At 47.3% G+C, this 17,756-nt stretch carries 14 protein-coding genes; 6 read left to right on the top strand and 8 right to left on the bottom strand.

The window, feature by feature from the left end; genetic code table 11:
- Positions 1 to 31 precede the first annotated feature (31 nt).
- Positions 32 to 1,390, bottom strand: coding sequence for an alanine/glycine:cation symporter family protein (locus H8S84_RS19105; protein ID WP_394368006.1), 1,359 nt, complete (start codon positions 1,388 to 1,390; stop codon positions 32 to 34).
- Positions 1,391 to 1,573: 183 nt separating this feature from the next.
- Here H8S84_RS19105 and H8S84_RS19100 point away from each other — a divergent pair, with 183 nt between their 5' ends.
- The 3 genes from H8S84_RS19100 (at position 1,574) to H8S84_RS19090 (ending at position 4,918) form a co-directional block, all read left to right on the top strand.
- Positions 1,574 to 2,836 carry a cation:proton antiporter gene (locus H8S84_RS19100; protein ID WP_187068985.1) on the top strand — a complete coding sequence of 421 codons (1,263 nt, stop codon included), beginning with the start codon at positions 1,574 to 1,576 and terminating at the stop codon, positions 2,834 to 2,836.
- Between the two features lie 27 nt (positions 2,837 to 2,863).
- Positions 2,864 to 3,451, top strand: a complete 588-nt coding sequence (locus H8S84_RS19095) for an alpha-ketoglutarate-dependent dioxygenase AlkB family protein (RefSeq protein ID WP_187068984.1) — start codon at positions 2,864 to 2,866, stop codon at positions 3,449 to 3,451.
- A gap of 66 nt (positions 3,452 to 3,517) precedes the next feature.
- Entirely contained in the window at positions 3,518 to 4,918 is a 1,401-nt protein-coding gene (locus H8S84_RS19090; protein ID WP_187068983.1) for an FAD-dependent oxidoreductase, read from the top strand.
- Between the two features lie 5 nt (positions 4,919 to 4,923).
- On the opposite strand, the gene H8S84_RS19085 is transcribed toward H8S84_RS19090, so the two are convergent.
- From H8S84_RS19085 to H8S84_RS19070, 4 genes are all read right to left on the bottom strand, one after another.
- Positions 4,924 to 5,694 carry a LytR/AlgR family response regulator transcription factor gene (locus tag H8S84_RS19085; RefSeq protein ID WP_230407263.1) on the bottom strand — a complete coding sequence of 257 codons (771 nt, stop codon included), beginning with the start codon at positions 5,692 to 5,694 and terminating at the stop codon, positions 4,924 to 4,926.
- Positions 5,672 to 6,727, bottom strand: a complete 1,056-nt coding sequence (locus tag H8S84_RS19080) for a sensor histidine kinase (RefSeq protein WP_187068982.1) — start codon at positions 6,725 to 6,727, stop codon at positions 5,672 to 5,674. Before H8S84_RS19080 ends, H8S84_RS19085 begins: the two co-directional genes overlap by 23 nt.
- 50 nt (positions 6,728 to 6,777) lie before the next feature.
- On the bottom strand, positions 6,778 to 7,419 hold the full coding sequence (locus tag H8S84_RS19075; RefSeq protein ID WP_187068981.1) for a tetratricopeptide repeat protein: 642 nt from the start codon (positions 7,417 to 7,419) through the stop codon (positions 6,778 to 6,780).
- A gap of 62 nt (positions 7,420 to 7,481) precedes the next feature.
- Positions 7,482 to 9,653 carry a TonB-dependent receptor gene (locus H8S84_RS19070; protein WP_187068980.1) on the bottom strand — a complete coding sequence of 724 codons (2,172 nt, stop codon included), beginning with the start codon at positions 9,651 to 9,653 and terminating at the stop codon, positions 7,482 to 7,484.
- 238 nt (positions 9,654 to 9,891) lie between these two features.
- On the opposite strand from H8S84_RS19070, the gene H8S84_RS19065 reads away from it, so the two are divergent.
- Positions 9,892 to 10,422 (top strand): DUF4168 domain-containing protein, encoded by a 531-nt coding sequence (locus tag H8S84_RS19065; RefSeq protein ID WP_187068979.1) that lies wholly within the window; start codon positions 9,892 to 9,894, stop codon positions 10,420 to 10,422.
- Between the two features lie 70 nt (positions 10,423 to 10,492).
- Here H8S84_RS19065 and H8S84_RS19060 read toward each other — a convergent pair whose 3' ends face one another.
- The 3 genes from H8S84_RS19060 to asnS all read right to left on the bottom strand — a co-directional run bounded on the left by H8S84_RS19060 (position 10,493) and on the right by asnS (position 15,196).
- On the bottom strand, positions 10,493 to 12,067 hold the full coding sequence (locus H8S84_RS19060; RefSeq protein WP_187068978.1) for a hypothetical protein: 1,575 nt from the start codon (positions 12,065 to 12,067) through the stop codon (positions 10,493 to 10,495).
- Between the two features lie 86 nt (positions 12,068 to 12,153).
- Positions 12,154 to 13,641, bottom strand: a complete 1,488-nt coding sequence (locus H8S84_RS19055) for a hypothetical protein (RefSeq protein ID WP_187068977.1) — start codon at positions 13,639 to 13,641, stop codon at positions 12,154 to 12,156.
- Positions 13,642 to 13,756: 115 nt separating this feature from the next.
- Entirely contained in the window at positions 13,757 to 15,196 is a 1,440-nt protein-coding gene (gene asnS / locus H8S84_RS19050) for an asparagine--tRNA ligase (protein WP_187068976.1), read from the bottom strand.
- Positions 15,197 to 15,469: 273 nt separating this feature from the next.
- On the opposite strand from asnS, the gene rpoN reads away from it, so the two are divergent.
- On the top strand, positions 15,470 to 16,909 hold the full coding sequence (gene rpoN, locus H8S84_RS19045; RefSeq protein ID WP_187068975.1) for an RNA polymerase factor sigma-54: 1,440 nt from the start codon (positions 15,470 to 15,472) through the stop codon (positions 16,907 to 16,909).
- A 110-nt stretch (positions 16,910 to 17,019) separates the two neighbouring features.
- Complete coding sequence (locus H8S84_RS19040; protein WP_187068974.1) at positions 17,020 to 17,640, top strand: hypothetical protein; 621 nt, start codon at positions 17,020 to 17,022, stop codon at positions 17,638 to 17,640.
- The last annotated feature ends 116 nt before the right edge of the window (positions 17,641 to 17,756 follow it).

Below are 17,756 nucleotides of genomic sequence, written 5' to 3'. Positions count from 1 at the left end.
GCCTTCTCTTTTATAAGTTCTTTAATTCGATCTATGCTTTCAGCCTCTCAGAAGCGATTTGCTCAGCCTGCTCTTCCCTAAAAGTCTTCATCCGCTTAAAGTAATCCTTGGCCGCAGCCATTACCTTAGGCGAAAGCAGCAAAGCCGAAACCATCGTCGGAATAGCCATCATCGCATACATACCATCAATAAGGGCAATAACCGCTGTGATAGTTGCCGTAGCACCAAATACGATGGTTACCACATAAAAGTAATTGTACAAGTGCTTATACTTTGCTCCGAACAGGAAGCTGAAGCACTTGGTGCCGTAGTAGGAGTAAGAGAACAGGGAAGTAAAGGCGAATATCAGTACGCACACCACCAGCACATAACTACCAAAGCCAGGCATCGCATTATTAAAGGCAGTGGCCGTCATGGTTACGCCACTGGCGCCGGATGTTTGCCAGGTGCCGGTAAGTATAATGGCTAAGCCCGTAAGGGTACATACTACAATCGTATCAATAAAGGGGCCCATCATGGCGACTAGGCCTTCGCGCACTGGTTCATCGGTTTTGGCTGCGCCGTGCATCATAGAGGCCGTGCCTATACCAGCTTCGTTCGAGAAAGCTGCTCTGCGGGCACCAGCAATAATAATGGCACCTACAGCTCCGCCTAATACAGAACTAGCTGTAAAGGCATCTTTAAATATTAAAGCAAAGGCATCAGGAATGTTAGTGTAATAGGCAAACATGATGTAGAACACCGCCAGCATGTACAGTACTACCATTCCCGGCACCATTTTACCTGCCACATGGCCAATACGCTGTATCCCTCCAAAAATAACCAGAGAGGTAATGAACACGAGCGCCAGCCCTATAATGAGATTGGTATAAAAAGGATCCGCGGTGCTAAGGCCGTTCGGCTCCAGTACTACCTCTCGGATTACCTGCGTCAGCTGGTTTGCCTGGAAAATCGGCAGCGTGCCAAACAAACCTGCAATGGCGAAGAAAGCAGCCAGTGGCTTCCATTTTTTGCCCAAGCCTTCTGTAATCACATACATTGGCCCGCCCTCCAGGTGGCCTTTGCTGTCGTAGCCGCGGTACATAACCGATAAGGTACAGGTAAAGAACTTGGTAGCCATACCTACAAAGGCGCTCACCCACATCCAGAACAACACGCCAGGCCCACCAATGGCAATAGCCACAGCTACCCCGCTAATATTACCCATGCCCACTGTAGCAGCAAGTGCCGCAGACAAGGCCTCAAAGTGATTTATGTCGCCTGGGTCATTTGGGTCGTCGTAGCGGCCGCGCAACACGTTTATGGCATGGCGCAGATAGCGGAAGGGTAAAAAGCCTGAATAGAACATAAAGTAAAAACCTCCACCCATCAATAAAATGAGCAGCGGCATACCCCACGCAGCATCGCTGAACGCAACAAATATCTTCTCTAACTCTTTCAAAATCTCAGATTATACTTTTATGTAAGGTACAAATATAGGCACGAAACTCAAAATAACGTATGGTAAGCTACAAACAGAAAAGCTGCCTGTTTATCTGATGTTATTGCAGGCGCTCTATGATAGATCAGCTGTATGTCTACTTATATCATTATTATAACAGTTGTGGGACTGGCGGCCCTTTCGATGGCATGGGTGCCTGCTATACTAAAGCGCACCTTTGTGTCTTACCCCATGGTGTACATGCTGCTAGGAATGCTGGTGTACCTGCTACCTTACGAACTGCCACAGCCTGACCCCATATGGCGTGAGGATTACGTAGTGCACCTTACAGAGCTAATTGTAATTATCTCGCTGATGGGTTCAGGGCTGAAGTTGCGAAGGAAAGTAAGTTGGAAGAACTGGCAGGTACCTATCCGGCTGATAAGTATAACAATGCTTCTGTGTATAGGTGGATTGGCTTTGCTAGGATGGGGCGTTTTGGGTATGGCGCCTGCCGCAGCTATATTGTTGGGTGCTGTGCTGGCTCCCACAGATCCTGTTTTAGCTGAGCAGGTACAGGTAGGACCACCCCACGAAAAAGAAGAAGACGACGTTCGGTTCTCGCTTACGGCAGAAGCAGGCCTGAACGACGGTATGGCTTTCCCTTTTACCTGGCTAGCAGTAGTAGTGGGCATTGCGGCCGGAGCAGAAGGCAGCTGGCTGTCTGACTGGTTTTGGCGCGACCTGCTGTACCGTATTGCAGCTGGTGTGGCTGTAGGTTGGCTTATTGGCCGTGGGCTGGCTTATCTCATATTCCAGCTGCCACAAAAATCAAAGTTCCCAAAGGCTGAGGATGCCTTCCTGGCCCTGTCGGCTACTTTGGTGTCTTACGGTATTACAGAGCTAGCGCACGGATATGGCTTTATTGCAGTATTTATTACAGCACTTACACTTAGCAGCTACGAACCCGACGACAAGTATCACACCGAAATGCACGATTTTATAACACAGGTGGAACAGATACTAATGGTGATTCTGCTGCTCCTCTTTGGAGGTGGCTTGGTGTATGGGCTGCTTAATTATTTAACATGGCAGGGCGCATTAGTAGGTCTGGGATTTTTGCTGGTATTAAGACCTCTGGCTGGTTTAGCTGGGTTGATAGGAATAAAAATGCCTTTGCATGAAAAGATGGCTATCAGTTTTTTTGGTATCCGGGGCATAGGCTCATTCTTCTATCTGTCGTTTGCATTAGATAAAATAGATTTTGTAGATGCTAACCAACTTTGGTCTGTTGTAGGCTTTATTGTGATGGTGTCTATTATCATTCATGGTTTTACTGCTTCCAAAACAATGGGCTATTTAGATAAGCGCCGTAAAACTAAGCTGATACCAAAAGAAGATGATATAATTGAATAAGGCTTTATCAGGTTACTAATAACTCTCATGCACCAGCAACAAGAATTAAATCTTCCAGATGCCGAAGTATACTTCTTCCCTCAGTTCTTAAGCAAAGAAGAAAGCGACTTATACTTTGTTATGTTAATGAAGGAAGTAAATTGGCAGCAGGAGAGTATAAAAATGTTTGGTAGGCAACTGTCAATGCCGCGCCTCACAGCCTGGTACGGCGACAAAAGCTATACTTACTCCGGTTTGCAAAATAAGCCGCAACCGTGGCTGCCGGTGCTGTTAGAGTTAAAAAAAAGAGTAGAGGTGGTTAGTGGGCAGAAGTATAATAGTGTATTGCTTAACCTCTACCGTAGTGGGCAGGATAGTATGGGCTGGCACGCAGATGATGAGGCAGAACTAGGGCAGGAGCCAAGTATAGCCAGCCTTAGCTTTGGCGCCGAGCGCAAGTTCAGTTTTAAACACAAGAGCCGAAAAGACCTTAAGGGGCAAAGTATAACCTTGCATCATGGTAGCCTGCTCCTGATGCAAGGGCAAACACAACACCATTGGCTGCATCATGTTCCTAAAACCACTCGTACAGTAGAGCCACGTATAAATCTTACCTTCCGGATGGTGGTGGAGTAAAGGCTTGCCAATACCAACCGGAAACCGTTACTTTACGCTAAATAAACTGCGCAACCTCTAAGAACTATGACCCAAAAAAAGAACATTGCCATTATGGGAGCCGGACTGGTTGGTTCGTTGCTTTCTTTGTACCTGGCCAAGCATGGGCATAAAGTAGATGTATATGAACGCCGCCCCGATATGCGCAAAATTACCCTGGATGGAGGCCGTTCCATAAACCTGGCTCTTAGTGACCGTGGCTGGCGCGCCCTGCGTGGCATTGGCATAGAAGAGGATGTGCGCAAAGTGGCTATACCTATGCACGGCCGCATGATGCATGATGAGGAGGGAAACCTTACTTTTCAGCCTTACGGCAAAGAGGGGCAGTCTATTTACTCGGTATCAAGGGGAGGGTTAAATGCTGCCCTGATGAACCTGTCGGAGCCGAACGAGGATATTACTTACCATTTTAACCGCCAGGCCACAGACGTAAACTTACGCGAGAATACCATAGAGTTACTCAACACAGAGACAGACGAAACAGAAACGATAAAACCCGATTTGCTCTTCGGCGCTGACGGCGCTTACTCAGTGGTGCGTAGCGCCATGCAGAAAGCAGAGCGCTTTAATTATGAGCAAAGCTATCTGGAGTACGGCTACAAAGAACTAACGATACCTGCCGCACCCGACGGAGGCTGGCTACTGGAGAAAAATGCCCTGCACATCTGGCCGCGTGGCAATTACATGATGATCGCCCTCCCAAACATTGACGGTAGCTTTACCTGTACCTTGTTCTTCCCTTATGAAGGAGAGCGTTCTTTTGCAGCCATTAAAAACGATACGGATCTGCTCAACTTCTTTTTAGAGGTTTTTCCTGATGCAGTGCCCCTGATGCCTGACCTGGCAGAGGACTATTTCTCCCACCCAATCGGTTCGCTGGTAACTATTAAATGCTTTCCGTGGAGCTACAATGGAAGTGCCTTATTGATCGGGGATGCCAGCCATGCGGTGGTGCCATTTTACGGGCAAGGTATGAATGCCGGCTTTGAGGATATTGCTGTGCTGGACCAGATGCTGGAAGACTTTGATGGGGAGAATTGGGAGGAACTCTTCAAGTCCTTTGAACTCCGCCGAAAGTCTAACGCCGACGCTATTGCCGACTTGGCCGTGCTAAATTTTATTGAGATGCGCGATAAAGTAGCCGATCCGCGTTTTCTACTTCGAAAAAAGATAGAAACTAAAATTTCAGAGCAATATCCTGATAAGTGGATTCCACTTTATTCTATGGTTACCTTCACGGATTTGCCTTATTCATATGCTTTAGAAACAGGCCAAAACCAGGACAAAATAATGAAGAAGGTGATGAAGCACATTAAAACCATAGAAGACTACGATAAGCCTGAGGTGCAGCAGCTCTTGCAAGAGGAACTAGTGCATAAAGAAACGCTTAAACGCTATGCCGGCGAAGAAACAGGTGTGAAAGGGTAGAGGCTCTACGAATCCAGCCAGTTTTTAAAAGCTTGTACCTTCTCCCGGCTCACGACTACCTCACCGGCTGGTGTAGGCTGGTGCAGTTCTAGTTTTAAGCGGCTGTTTGACCAGGCAATTATATCCCTCACTGCTTTCAGGCTTACCAAGTATCCACGGTTCACCCTGAAGAAAAGCTGCGGATTTACGAGCTGCTCCACCTGGTCTAAAGTATAATCAATAGCATAGCGTTTGCCGGTGTGCGTTTGCAGAAAAGTAGCCTTTTCGTAGCTGTAAAAACAGGCCACATCTTCCACGGCAATGGTATGCAGGTGCTCTCCAACCTTTACTACAAAGCGACTCTTGTAGCTCTGGCTGCCGTTTAGCAACTGCATCGCCTGTTCCAGCACACCCAAAGCAGGGACCGCAACAGGTTCAGGACGCACCCTTTTATACTTCTCCAATGCAGCCTTAAGTTCGTCCTCGTCTATGGGTTTTAGCAGGTAATCAATACTGTTTACTTTAAAAGCCTTGATCGCGTAGATATCGTAGGCCGTTGTAAAGATAACGGGCACTTTTACCGGCACCTGCTCAAAGACCTCAAAGCTTAACCCATCGGCCAGCTGTATGTCCATAAAAATGAGGTCGAGGTGGGGCTTAAGGCGGAGCAGCTCTACTGTTTTGCGGACAGAGGGAGAGATGGCAACAGGATCTATACTTCTGTCGCAGGTGCGTAGTAGGCTTACAAGGCGCTCAGCAGCCAGTTTTTCGTCTTCAACTATCAGTACCCGCATCATCCTTAAAGTATAAAATAGGAAGCTTTACTATAAATTCCTGCCCGGTACGCTGCACCTGTACCTGCTTCGTGGTAAGGTAGTTATAGCGTTCCTCAATGTTAGCTAATCCGGTACCTGTTGATTCTTCTCTGATGCGACGCTCCTGCACATTATTCTGCACCACCAGGTAATCATCCTGCAAGTATAAACAGACATTCAGTGGCTCCTCGTCAAGCGCCACGTTGTGCTTAATGGCATTCTCCAAAAGCATCTGCAGGGCAAGTGGCGGTACCATTAGGTTACTGCTTTGTGGCAACTTGTTCTCTACCTGTAGCGCCTCGCCATGCCGTATCTTTTGCAGGTAGATGTAAGAATCCAGAAATGCCAGTTCCTCTGTTAAAGGCACCACTTCTTTCTGACGGCTCTCGAGCACATAGCGATAAACTTCTGATAGCTTCCGGATGAATTTTACGGCCAGTTTCTGGTCTGTTTCTACCAGGCTGGTAAGTGCATTTAGGCTGTTAAACAAGAAATGTGGATTTACCTGTGCCTTCAGGGACTCGTACTGTGCGTTTAGTTGCTCACGTTTCAGTTTTTCCTCGTTCACAGCCAGGTTACGCCAGTTGTGGAAAAACGAGAGGCTATACATGATAAACGTAATAACTGCTGTAATTCCAACCTGGAACAGCATCATGTTTTTAAAACCCTTAGAGGTTACAATGCTACTGTCGTTTCCTTTGATAAGCACGAAGACAACGAAGTTAATCAGCAAGAAAATAACGGTAGAAAAAATCAGCATAGCCATCACCGACATTACTAGTCGCTTTCCAGGCTCTTGCAGCCAGCTGATGTGTCTGTTTAGCCGTTCTGCAATAAACTTGTTGCCAAGCCAAATGGGCAGAATCAACGAGAAATTATAGGCTGTGTTGTGCAGGAACCGAGTCCAGGTAGACGTTGAACCGAGGCTAAACCACAACTGTATAAGCACAGCCAGCAAGACCATGGCTATGATCTGCTTGTACATGGGAGTATGTGATGTGTCTGCGCGGGTCATTTGGCAAGTAATATAGTGCTAAGGTAAAAGAAACGGTAAAAAAGGTGCACTTAATTGTAGTTGGCAAGCATAGCCTCCGTTTGTGACTTACCCCAGTTTGGTGCGATGGCAGAAGCGGGCTTAAATACATCAAACTTTTCCTTTGCCTGATCAAGGTATGGCTTTGCTGCCTCTGGTCCGCCACCGAACATTTTAGGTGTGTTATACTTGGTATTGGCCAGCATAAAGTATACACGTGGGTTCTCAGGGTTAAGTGTCTTTGCCTTCTCAAACGCCTTAGTAGCCATACCACTATACTTCATACCACGCGCTATCGGCGACACGTTAATGCGTGCCAGGTGCACATAGCCCTGCAGCACATGCAGCTCCGACTCTTTAGGTACCAACTTAAGTGCTTTATTCAGATGCTCCTGCCCCTTATCCAGGTACTGGTCCTTTTTGCTTTCGTCTTTTTCTTTTGCGCTGATGTTGATGTAAGTGAGGGTGGCGTAGTACAGTGGGAGCCATTCTTTCTGCTCTGCCGTGGCAATACGTTCAAAACCATTAGCCGCTTGCTGCAGTTCCTCTGCTGTTTTGCCGCTTCTCATCAGCTCCAGGTTTTTGGCCATAGTCGTTTCATAATTGTTATTCTGCGCAAAGGAGCTGCTTACAAAAAGTATAACTGCTGCAAAAAATAAGATGTGCTTTTTCATGGTTGATAAAGTTTTATAGTTGTGATTTTATACTTGAGATTCATTCGTAATTGAGCTCAGCCCTAATGGTGTATGCTCTGGCCACCGAAGTTGATGAAAAGGCCGGCGAACAGGAAGCGTTTGGCTGGCGGACCAACCTGCATGCTATTGTAAGTGCCCGTTTCGTCGGGGTTGCTTGTGTAGCGATAGCCAAACACCTGGTTGCTGCCCAGCAGGTTTGTAGCTGATAGGTACAGCACCGTGAAGTTGCCCCGAATGTTGGTGAGATAACTAACGTTCAGGCTAAGGTCGTTATAGTTTGGGGTGCGGCTCTGGTTGAAGCCGTCCTGGTTAGGATCGTTGTAAGGGCGGCCGCTGGCAAAAGAGTAGGTGGCGCCAAACTGCGTTTTCATATCTGGTACAAAGTGTTTGTATACAAGTGCCAGGTTGTGTTTAGAGGCAAAGGCAGGTATAGCCTGCTGCGGATAGTCGCGGTAGTTACGGCGTGTGTCCAGTAGTGAGTAAGAAATCCAGTAGTCGCCGTTTTTGATGCTTTTGCGGTCGCGCCAGAACAGATCTATTCCCTGAGCATAGCCGCTGCCGCTGTTGCTGTAGCTGACTGGCAAGCGTGGCAGCTCTGGGTTATACTTTGTAAGGTGGTTATATTTTTTGTAGTATACTTCTGCCCTGAAAGTGCGCTTGTCTTGCTGGCGCTGGTAGTTCAGGATGTAATGTGTGGCGTTCTCGTAAGTAAGCTCGTCATTTATTTTCAGGAACTGTGCCTCTGGCAGCTGATAAAATTGCCCGAAAGCTGCTGAGATTTGCCCATGCTCATCGGTTTTGTAAGCCAACGATAGACGTGGAGCTATATTTGCCTTCTCCAGCAAAGCAGAGTACTCTGCTCTTACACCTGCACGTGCTACTAAGTTGTTGCTCAGGTACCAGTCCGCTTCGGCAAAGGTGGCGGTTAAGGTCTCATCGAAATCGCTGGTTATACTTTGGGCGTTAGCGTTTTGCTGATATTGTTGCTCGTATCGGCGCAGCGTTAACTCAGAGCCAAATTTTAACCAGAGTGGGTCCGCCAGTTGGTGCTCCAGCGTTGCCTTTGCCTGCACTGTATTATCTTGCTCTGCGATGTTTTGCTCGTCTACCTTTATGTCATCGGCATTGTGCATGTAGCTGATGCCGGTGTGCAGCGTCCATTTTTCTGTAAGTAGGTCTTGGTAAGTAATGTTACTGAAGAAGTTGCGGTTATCTAAGGCTACTGCGTTTGCTGTGCCTTCTGGAGTTGCCTGCGAGAGTGCTAATCGTGATCCTGCGTAGCTGCTGTAGGCTTTCAGCATGCCTGTTTCGGAAGTTTTATGGCGAAGGACAATGGAGCCGCCTTTGCTTTCGGGTGCACGCTTCCAGTCTATGTTCTGCTTTACCAGCCCCACGTAAGGTGCCATGTTGCTATAATCAGCAGTAAGGGCAAGGGAGGTGTTCTCCCAGCGCTGCGTATGCGATGCTCCCACACCTACCGACATGATGGAAATGCCTGTTTCAGTTTTCTCCGGCAGTCCGTTTGTCTTTAGCAGTAAGGCTGATGAAAGTGCCTGCCCATACTCTGCAGAATAGCCGCCGGAGCTAAAGGTGGTACCGCTGAACATGAAAGGGGAGAAGCGGCCACGTGCGGGCAAATCAGGCACCGACGAGTTGTAGGGTTTCTGCACCAGCAGGCCGTCGATGAATGTTTTTGTTTCGTAGCTGTCGCCGCCGCGCACAAACAGCTTGCCCTCTTCGCCTACACGCTGTGCACCGGGCAAAGTGTTGATGGCTCCATAAATATCGGCAGTAGCCCCGGCTGTAGTGGCAATATCCAATGAGCTAAGGATGGTGCTGCGCTTTTCGTCGCCGGCCTCGAAGGCACCTGCAGTTATGGTAACGGCAGTTAGCTGGCTCAGCTTTTCCTTCAGCTTAAAGTATACTTTGGCCTCGCCTGTCGCGCTAATGTTTATACTTTGCTCCTGCGACTCATAGCCCAGAGAGCTTGCTGCTACGGTTTGTGCGCCTGTGGCAGCAGTGGTAAATGTAAAAGAGCCATCGGTGCCGGAGGAGGTGCCATCGTAGCTGTCTTTGATAAAAACATTGGCACCTATAACAGGCTGGCCTTTAGTATCCAGTACCTGCCCAGTAATAGTGTACTGTTTTTGCGCCAGAACCAGCAGCGGCACCAGGCAGAAGAAAATTGTAATGCTTGTGGATATCTTTTTCATAGTCGTAACAGTTAAGCTTCGACTCAAAAGTGCACAGCATTGTAGGCTAATAAAATTTATATCTGATGAACTGTCGGATAAGGTAGATGAACTGTAACAGTTCCTATTTAAAGTATAAAAGCAGGTTCAAAAGCAGCTGATTCAGAACAATCTACACAATAAATAAGTATACCCTTAGTTATAGCAGGACTAAAACAGTCCAATTTTTATTCACTTCTAATTTTTTAATCCTGAATTTATGAACATCCTATATAGAAAAGTTAAAGGGATTGCTGTAGCTATACTTGTAGCGGGCACGTGTGCTGTAACAAATACAGCTGTAGCGCAACAGAAAGGGAAACAGAAGAAAGCAACTCCACCGCCAACCGAGACGCCTGTGCAGCAGCCGGCTCAGACGGGTAGCTTTACAGATGCAGAATTAAAGCAGTTTGTGGATGCCAGCGGTCGTTTAATGGAGATACAGAAGAACAGCGAGCAGAAGATGATGAAGATTCTGGAAGAGGAGAAGCTAAGCGTTAATAAATTTAACGAGATGGCGCAGGCACACCAGCAGCAAAAGCTGGCAGAAGTAAAAGCTACACCAGAAGAAACGGCAGCGTTTAACAAGGCAGCACAGCGGATGATGGAAATGCAGCCGGAGATGCAAAAGGAGGTAGAAACTGCTATTCAAAAAGACGGCATGACACTGGAAAAGTATGAGCAGATTATGGTTGCTTACCGCCAGGATCCGGTTGTTCAAGAAAAAATAAACAAGCTGATGGGGCAGTAAATGCCAGCAGTTTCCAAATAAAAAAGCCCGCTAGTGATAACGGGCTTTTTGCTTATCGTGCTATAGAATACTATTGCTGTTGTGCCTCTTTTGGCTCCTGACCATGCGCAAACTCTACAATCTTGAAAGTTCTATTGCGGCGGTCGTAGTAACCATAGTGCAGCTTATTGCCATAGCGGTAAACCGTTTTTAGCTCCGGTTCGGGCTTTAGCTCCTGCTCGTATGTATCTATCTTATCCTGCAGTACTACCGGTTGTTTGCCTTCTTCGGTAGGTACTTTTGCTAAACCGTCAGCTGTAACCACAGATCTGAAGTACGTACTGATACCCGGGCCTGTAGGCAAATTGCCACCTCGGTTAAACGGGTCGTAGAAATAACGGCTGTAGTATGGCGAATTCAGGTAATAGCTCGGTATGTTGTATGCCGGCACCCATCTGCCTGGTAACATCATCAGGCCACGCGATGTTTGCACATAACGGTCAGGGGTTCTAACTAAGCGGTTCTGATCTTGCGCGAAAGCATTGTTGTTTGCATCCGGCGCTTTGTAAGAGCCAATTGTCAGCTGCAGTGAGTTATCTGCATAGGTATCCACAGTGATAGCCGGAACGCCGTTTGCCAGATTTTTCATCACCTTAGATGTCTTCTCGATCACTTCGCTATCCGAAGAAAAAAGGCCTCTTACACCACGCTGATAAACAGGCGTAGACTTGATAGCAATCTCTTGGTCGCCGGTGTAGGTATACTCTTTTATTGGCTGCAGTGTGTTAAAGTCATAAGCCGTAAGTTTAAACTTGTCCTTCTCCATGTTTACACGGAATAGCGTGTTTTTGTGCAGGAAAGAGTTAAAGCTCGGCGAGTTTCGCTGCTCAATTGCTGGCAGGGTGCGGTACTGTGTCTTGCCAGAGTTCCAATCCAGTGTCAGGATCTCGGTGGTAGTATCGTCGCTGCTCTTGCCTCTCAGGTAATAGCCATCAAAAATCATATGGATCTTATCGCCAGCTGAGTATATTTTGCTGCGATGATAGCCGGTAAACACGCTATGCTGCATGTCCGGGTGCACATACATCATATCCGACTCGCGTGCATAACGCTCACGGGTACGCGGCATTTCTTCCGATTTAAACACTTTATGCTCCAGGTGTGCCACGTCTGCATCTGAGTCGCGGTACAGGTGCATGTTGTTGTCTTTATCAGTGTAGAGCATGTAAAAATGCTCTTTATCGCCAAAGCCACCAACAAAAGTTGTGTTGCGCTCCAGATTTATCTGCTCGTCCTGCATGCTTCTAAAGGCGCCTGTTTCACGGTTAATGGCAAAGGGGCGCAGGTATTCGCGGCGGCCGTTCACGTAGCGGCTGTAAAACACAAACTCATCGTCGGTAACGCGGGTGCCAAGCAACTGCGGCTCTTGTGCATAGCGGTAAGGTATCGAGTGGCGTGCAATCTGCTTGCCATCTGGTGAAATCAGGGCAAAGTTCAGTTCACGGTTCTGATAATAGTAAATGCAGACATTGCCATAGTCATCAGCCAGGGTTACTAAATCCTCGGCACGGTTCATAGGCAACTCTACAGTGGCAAACTCCTGCTGCGCATTTGCGGCAAAAACCGACATGCCTGCCAGAAGTATACTTAAGATTAGTTTACGCATAGTATAAAAACTTGAGAATTATACTTTTATAACGTGCAAATTTCTAGCCAAAGTGTAGCTAAAGCTATGTGAGCAGTTATTAAATATTAGTTAACGCTACTTGTCGCCTCTGGCGTTGCCTCTGCAGGAGTAAGTGTCAGTATCTTTAGTTGCCTGGTTTTCTTGTCTACATACCCATAGTGCACATTGCCTTTGTAAGCATAAGTAACCACAGCCCCAATTCCTACTTTCTCCATCACTAATCGGTTGGTTTGCAACTGAACCATGTCTGAGGTGCCTGTTCTGCTTACGTCATTCACAATTTCAAACGTTTCAGCGTTCAGATATGCCTTGTAGTAAGAGTTTTTCTCTTTTGGAGGAGCGTCGGCAGCAGATGCTTTTATGATCAGCATGGCTGCCATGATCGGTATGGCTCCGGGTCCCATAGCAGGTAGAAGGCCTGCGCCTGTAGGTAACATGGCTGCAGGATTATTCTTCACATCATAGGTGCCCAACTGTAGTTCTATGGTGTTATCAGGTGCTTTGTTTACCACAACAGCCACTGATCCGGTGTGCATTTTCTGAATCATGGAGCGGGCTGTTTCTGCTTGGCTGACATCTGGTAATTTACCTGTTTTGGCAACTGCCGTAGCCTGTAGTGTTACTTTCTCATCAGCGGTATACTTGTAACTTTTCTTCAGAGCCAGGTTCTCCACATCGTAGATCTCCAGTTGCACAATGTCTTTGCCCGTCATGATGTAACGGAACAGTGTGTTCCCGAACAAGTAGGAGGAGATATTTTCTTTATGTGTGTCTTCTATAGTAGGCAAAGCCGATAAAGAGGAAGTCTCAGTATTTAAATCAAGTGTGAGTACCTCAGTAGTTAAGTTTTTGTGGCTGGCACCAGGGCCCACAAAACCGTCGAAGAGAAAGTATAGCTTGTTCTGATGCAGGAATAGCTTCTTCGTGAATTGCGCCTGGTATAGCTCATTGTCAAGATCGGTGCCTATGTAAACCGGAGAAGTGGTTGGTTTAAATAAGCGATCTTCCATGTATAGGATGGAGTTCAGGTTGAACTTCTTGATCTTGTAATCAACTGCCGATGTAAAGGCAAAAACCTGTATGGTGTTCGTTTTTTTGCTGTAGTACAAGGCATAAAACGTGCTGTCGGAGGTAAAGGCCTGCAGGAGTTGGCTGCGCGGGTCTAGTGGCAGATCGGCTTCCTCGGCGTGTAGCAGCCTGCCATCAGCCTTGTTAAGGTAAAATGGCTGTATTTTTTCCCCGTTAGGGCCGTTTCTGCGCTCAAAGTATACAAATTTATCCCGGAGCGGGAGGTCGCCGAGGAGTTGCGGCATTGCACCCAGCGGTGCTGTGTTAGACGCACGCGCTTTTACCTGTCCGTTGCTGTCGAGGTGCAGCAGGTGTATAAGGTTTTGGCTATAAGCATAAAGGCAGATCTCGCCGTCAGCAGAAACAGAAGACTTCAAATACTCAGCCGACCTGAATGGCACCTGAAAGCTGGAGAATTCTGTTTGGGCGAAAGCAGAACCTGTTACCACTAGCACAGCGAAAAGTAGGGTATAAAATTTCCTCATATAGCATCACATAGTTATCAATGATGAATATAAGGTAAAATCTGTTCTGTGATGTCGGTGCCACAAAAAAAGCCCGACCAAAGTATAGCCGGGCTCTTCTGTAAGTATAAAATTCTTAAAACTCTGCGTTCTGCGGTGTTCTCGGGAAAGGAATTACGTCTCTAATGTTACCCATGCCCGTTACGAACTGCACCATACGCTCAAAGCCCAATCCGAAGCCTGCATGCGGACATCCACCGAAACGGCGGGTATCCAGGAACCACCACATGTCGTCCGGGTTAATGCCTACGGCCTTCATGCGCTCAATCAGGATGTCCATACGCTCCTCACGCTGCGAGCCACCTACAATTTCTCCGATACCCGGAGCCAAAATATCCATAGCCGCTACGGTTTTGCCGTCGTCGTTCTGGCGCATGTAGAAAGACTTTATATCCTTAGGGTAATCCATTACGATCACCGGCTTTTTAAAGTGCTTCTCCACCAGGTAACGCTCGTGCTCACTCTGCAGGTCAACACCCCATTTCACGTCGAACTGGAATTTCTTTTTCTTATAGTGATTTGAGTTGAGCAGAATATCAATGGCCTCGGTGTACGTGATGCGTTCAAAGTCATTGTTAACCACAAACTCCAGTTTCTCGATCAGTGTCATCTCCTGGCGTTCGTTCTGCGGCTTGCTCTTGTCTTCCTCTGCCTGTCTTTGTGCTAGGAACTCAATATCCTCGCGGTTGTTCTCCAGCGCGTAACGGATGATATACTTGATAAACTCCTCGGCCAGGTCAGCATTCATCTTCAGGTCGTAGAAAGCCATCTCCGGCTCAATCATCCAGAATTCTGCCAGGTGGCGCGTGGTGTTGGAATTCTCGGCACGGAAAGTCGGACCGAAAGTATAAATATCGCTCAGTGCCATGGCAGCCACTTCGCCTTCCATCTGGCCCGATACAGTCAGGTTTGTAGAGCGGCCGAAGAAATCCTCTTCAAAATTAATGTTGCCATCCTCAGTGCGCGGAGGGTTGTTTAGGTCCATCGTGGTTACCTGAAACATCTCACCTGCACCCTCTGCGTCAGAAGCGGTGATGATAGGCGTATGCACGTAAACGAATCCGTTCTCGTTAAAGAACTTGTGCACGGCAAAAGCCATAGCGTTACGCACACGGAATACAGCGCCAAACGTGTTTGTACGGAAGCGCAGGTGCGCAATCTCACGCAAAAACTCCAGCGAGTGCGCCTTCTTCTGAAGCGGATAAGTCTCCGGGTCGGCTTTTCCCAGTACTTCTATACTTGATGCCTGTACCTCGTAAGCCTGTCCTTTGCCCTGAGAGGCAACCAACGTGCCTGTTACGGCGATGGCGGCACCCGTAGTAACATCTTTTAATGTCTCTTCGCTAAACTTCTCGGCATCGGCCACTACCTGCAAATTATTTATCGTAGAGCCGTCGTTCACGGCGATAAAATTCACAAACTTGTTCCCGCGCTTAGTGCGCACCCAGCCTTTTAGCAGAACTTCTTTGTCTACCTCGGCACCCTGTAGCAGATCTTTTACTTTTGTGCGTTGCATGTGTAATGGTTATGTTGCCTGTATCAAAGGCACAAAATGGCCTAGAAAGTATAAACTTACAATCAAATGCAGTAAATCCCTAGCTAACGTAGCTGTAGTAAGACAAGGTTTTGCCACTGCTTTATACTTTAAATAGGTGCTTATGTGCCAGCCTTAAACGATTTTCTTAAAAAATCCCTCAAAGTAACGATATTTTAACCTTTTTTGTAAACTAGAGTAAAATTATCCTAAATTTGAAGTAGCGCGAAAGCGTATCCGATTTTTCTAAAAACTATGCAGCGACTCGATCTAAGACAACTTTTATCCCAGAAGCTATCGCCGCAGCAGATACAATTTATCAAGCTGCTGCAGATACCTACTGCTGAGTTGGAGATGCGCATAAAAGAAGAACTGGAAGTAAACCCTGCACTGGAAGAGGGGCGTGAGGAAAACACAGACGAATACAGCGACACCGACGACTACGAAGAGGAGTACAGCAAGGACGATGACCTTGATATAGACGACTATCTGCATGATGACGAGATAAGCGGTTATAAGATGCAGGGCGACCGTGGCGGCGATGACGAAGAAGACCGCGAGATGCCAATCGCCATGACTTCTACGCTAACCGACTCGCTTATGGACCAGCTGAGCTTCCTGAGCCTGGACGATAAGCAGTATAACATTGGCATGCAGCTGATCGGAAGTATAGACCATGACGGCTATATTCGCCGGGAATTGAGCTCTATTGCCAACGACCTTGCTTTTTCGCAAAATATCGAAACCTCTGAAGAAGAGATTGAGCAGGTGTTGCACCTGATCCAGACCTTTGACCCAGCAGGTATAGGTGCACGCGATCTGCCGGAGTGCCTGCTGCTACAACTGGAGCGCCGCGAACAGGATGAGACAACCATTCTTGCCGAGCGCATTATCCGAGAAACATTCGATGAGTTCTCTAAAAAGCACTACTCCAAAATTCAGAGCAAATTCGGGGTATCGGAGGAGGAGCTGAAAAAGGCTATCGACCTGATCATTAAGCTGAATCCTAAGCCGGGTGGGGCAGGTGCCAGCATGACACGCGTGCAGTACATCATCCCGGATTTTATACTTAACAATAACAACGGGGAACTGGAGCTGTCGCTTAACTCGCGCAACGCCCCGGACCTGCGCATCAGCCGTTCTTATGCCGACATGTTCGATGCCTATGATAAGTCGGACAAGAAGGATAAGAAGCTGAAGGAGACGGTGGCTTTCGTGAAGCAGAAGCTGGATGCGGCCAAGTGGTTTATTGATGCCATTCGCCAGCGCCAGAACACGCTGCTGCGCACGATGGAGGCTATCATCAAATACCAGCACGACTTCTTTTTGGAAGGTGATGAAAGTATGCTGCGCCCGATGATCCTGAAAGATATTGCCGAGGAGATCGGTATGGACATCAGTACTGTAAGCCGTGTGGCCAACAGCAAAGCCGTACAGACGGAGTTTGGTATCTACCCGCTTAAGTATTTCTTCTCAGAGGGTATTGCCACTGATTCTGGCGAGGATGCCAGCAGCCGTGAAGTAAAGCATATCCTAAAGGAAATCATCGACAACGAGAGCAAGCGCAAACCACTCTCTGACGAGAAAATAGAGAAGATGCTGAACGATAAAGGCTATAACATTGCCCGCCGTACCGTAGCCAAGTATAGAGAGCAGCTAAATATACCTGTGGCTCGCCTGCGTAAAGAGTTATAGTATGGAATTATAAATGCTGAATTATTAATTATGAATTTTGGCAAACTTTAGTCTGTTTATCTGTTTAAGTGTATCATCATTCATAATCAATAATTTATAATTAACCGTAAGTGAACCGTTCCTTGGCGCAGTTGTTATCAGTTGTTTTTCACCCGCTGCTTCTGCCTACATATTTGTTCTCCTTCATACTTTACTACATGCCGGCCTCCATGCTCACGCTGCCGTTGGAGAGCCGTTGGGTGGTGTTAAGTATGATCGTGCTGTCTACGTTTATAGTACCGGGACTGGGAGCCTATAGCATGATGCGAATGGGATACCTGGACAACCTGGAGATGGACAGGCGAGAACAGCGCCGGTTGCCGCTACTGTTTACGGGTGCGTGCTATACTTTAACAGCTTACCTACTATACAACACTTCCGCCCTCGACCAGATCTTCTTCTTTGTGATGGGGTTGATCGCTGCCTCAGTTTTTCTAACCTATTTCGTTTCGCTTTTCTGGAAAGTAAGTGCCCATAGTGTGGGTATGGGCGGGGCCTTGGGGCTGCTGCTGGTGTTAAACCGCCTGATGCCTGATGGCTCGATTACAATGGCTATTGTTGTCGTAATCATACTTAGCGGAGCAGTACTTTCGGCTAGGTTGGCTTTGCATGCACATACACCGGCACAAGTCTATACCGGTTATGGGGCAGGTTTGCTTCTTACGATCACTACTGCATATATCGCCATTTAATAAGAAAAGCTATCAGGTGTTACCTTTTTATATCTAGGTAGTCTCCTTATGCATCTGTTATAATTGCTGAGATAAAAAAAGAGCAGCTCCATTAAAGTCTGGAGCTGCTCTTTTCA

Origin of the sequence: Pontibacter cellulosilyticus, assembly GCF_014306105.1 — a bacterium.
Classification (GTDB): domain Bacteria; phylum Bacteroidota; class Bacteroidia; order Cytophagales; family Hymenobacteraceae; genus Pontibacter; species Pontibacter cellulosilyticus.
Note: the sequence above shows the minus strand (reverse complement) of the source record. Positions and strands in the feature narration are given on the sequence as shown.

Coding starts and splice junctions, on each gene's coding strand:
- H8S84_RS19080 (WP_187068982.1), bottom strand. CDS start 6,727: ATGACCCGCGCAGACACATCACATACTCCCATGTACAAGCAGATCATA.
- rpoN (WP_187068975.1), top strand. CDS start 15,470: ATGCAGCGACTCGATCTAAGACAACTTTTATCCCAGAAGCTATCGCCG.
- H8S84_RS19105 (WP_394368006.1), bottom strand. CDS start 1,390: ATGCCGCTGCTCATTTTATTGATGGGTGGAGGTTTTTACTTTATGTTC.
- H8S84_RS19095 (WP_187068984.1), top strand. CDS start 2,864: ATGCACCAGCAACAAGAATTAAATCTTCCAGATGCCGAAGTATACTTC.
- H8S84_RS19075 (WP_187068981.1), bottom strand. CDS start 7,419: ATGAAAAAGCACATCTTATTTTTTGCAGCAGTTATACTTTTTGTAAGC.
- H8S84_RS19055 (WP_187068977.1), bottom strand. CDS start 13,641: ATGAGGAAATTTTATACCCTACTTTTCGCTGTGCTAGTGGTAACAGGT.
- H8S84_RS19100 (WP_187068985.1), top strand. CDS start 1,574: ATGTCTACTTATATCATTATTATAACAGTTGTGGGACTGGCGGCCCTT.
- H8S84_RS19085 (WP_230407263.1), bottom strand. CDS start 5,694: ATGATGCGGGTACTGATAGTTGAAGACGAAAAACTGGCTGCTGAGCGC.
- H8S84_RS19070 (WP_187068980.1), bottom strand. CDS start 9,653: ATGAAAAAGATATCCACAAGCATTACAATTTTCTTCTGCCTGGTGCCG.
- H8S84_RS19060 (WP_187068978.1), bottom strand. CDS start 12,067: ATGCGTAAACTAATCTTAAGTATACTTCTGGCAGGCATGTCGGTTTTT.
- asnS (WP_187068976.1), bottom strand. CDS start 15,196: ATGCAACGCACAAAAGTAAAAGATCTGCTACAGGGTGCCGAGGTAGAC.
- H8S84_RS19065 (WP_187068979.1), top strand. CDS start 9,892: ATGAACATCCTATATAGAAAAGTTAAAGGGATTGCTGTAGCTATACTT.
- H8S84_RS19090 (WP_187068983.1), top strand. CDS start 3,518: ATGACCCAAAAAAAGAACATTGCCATTATGGGAGCCGGACTGGTTGGT.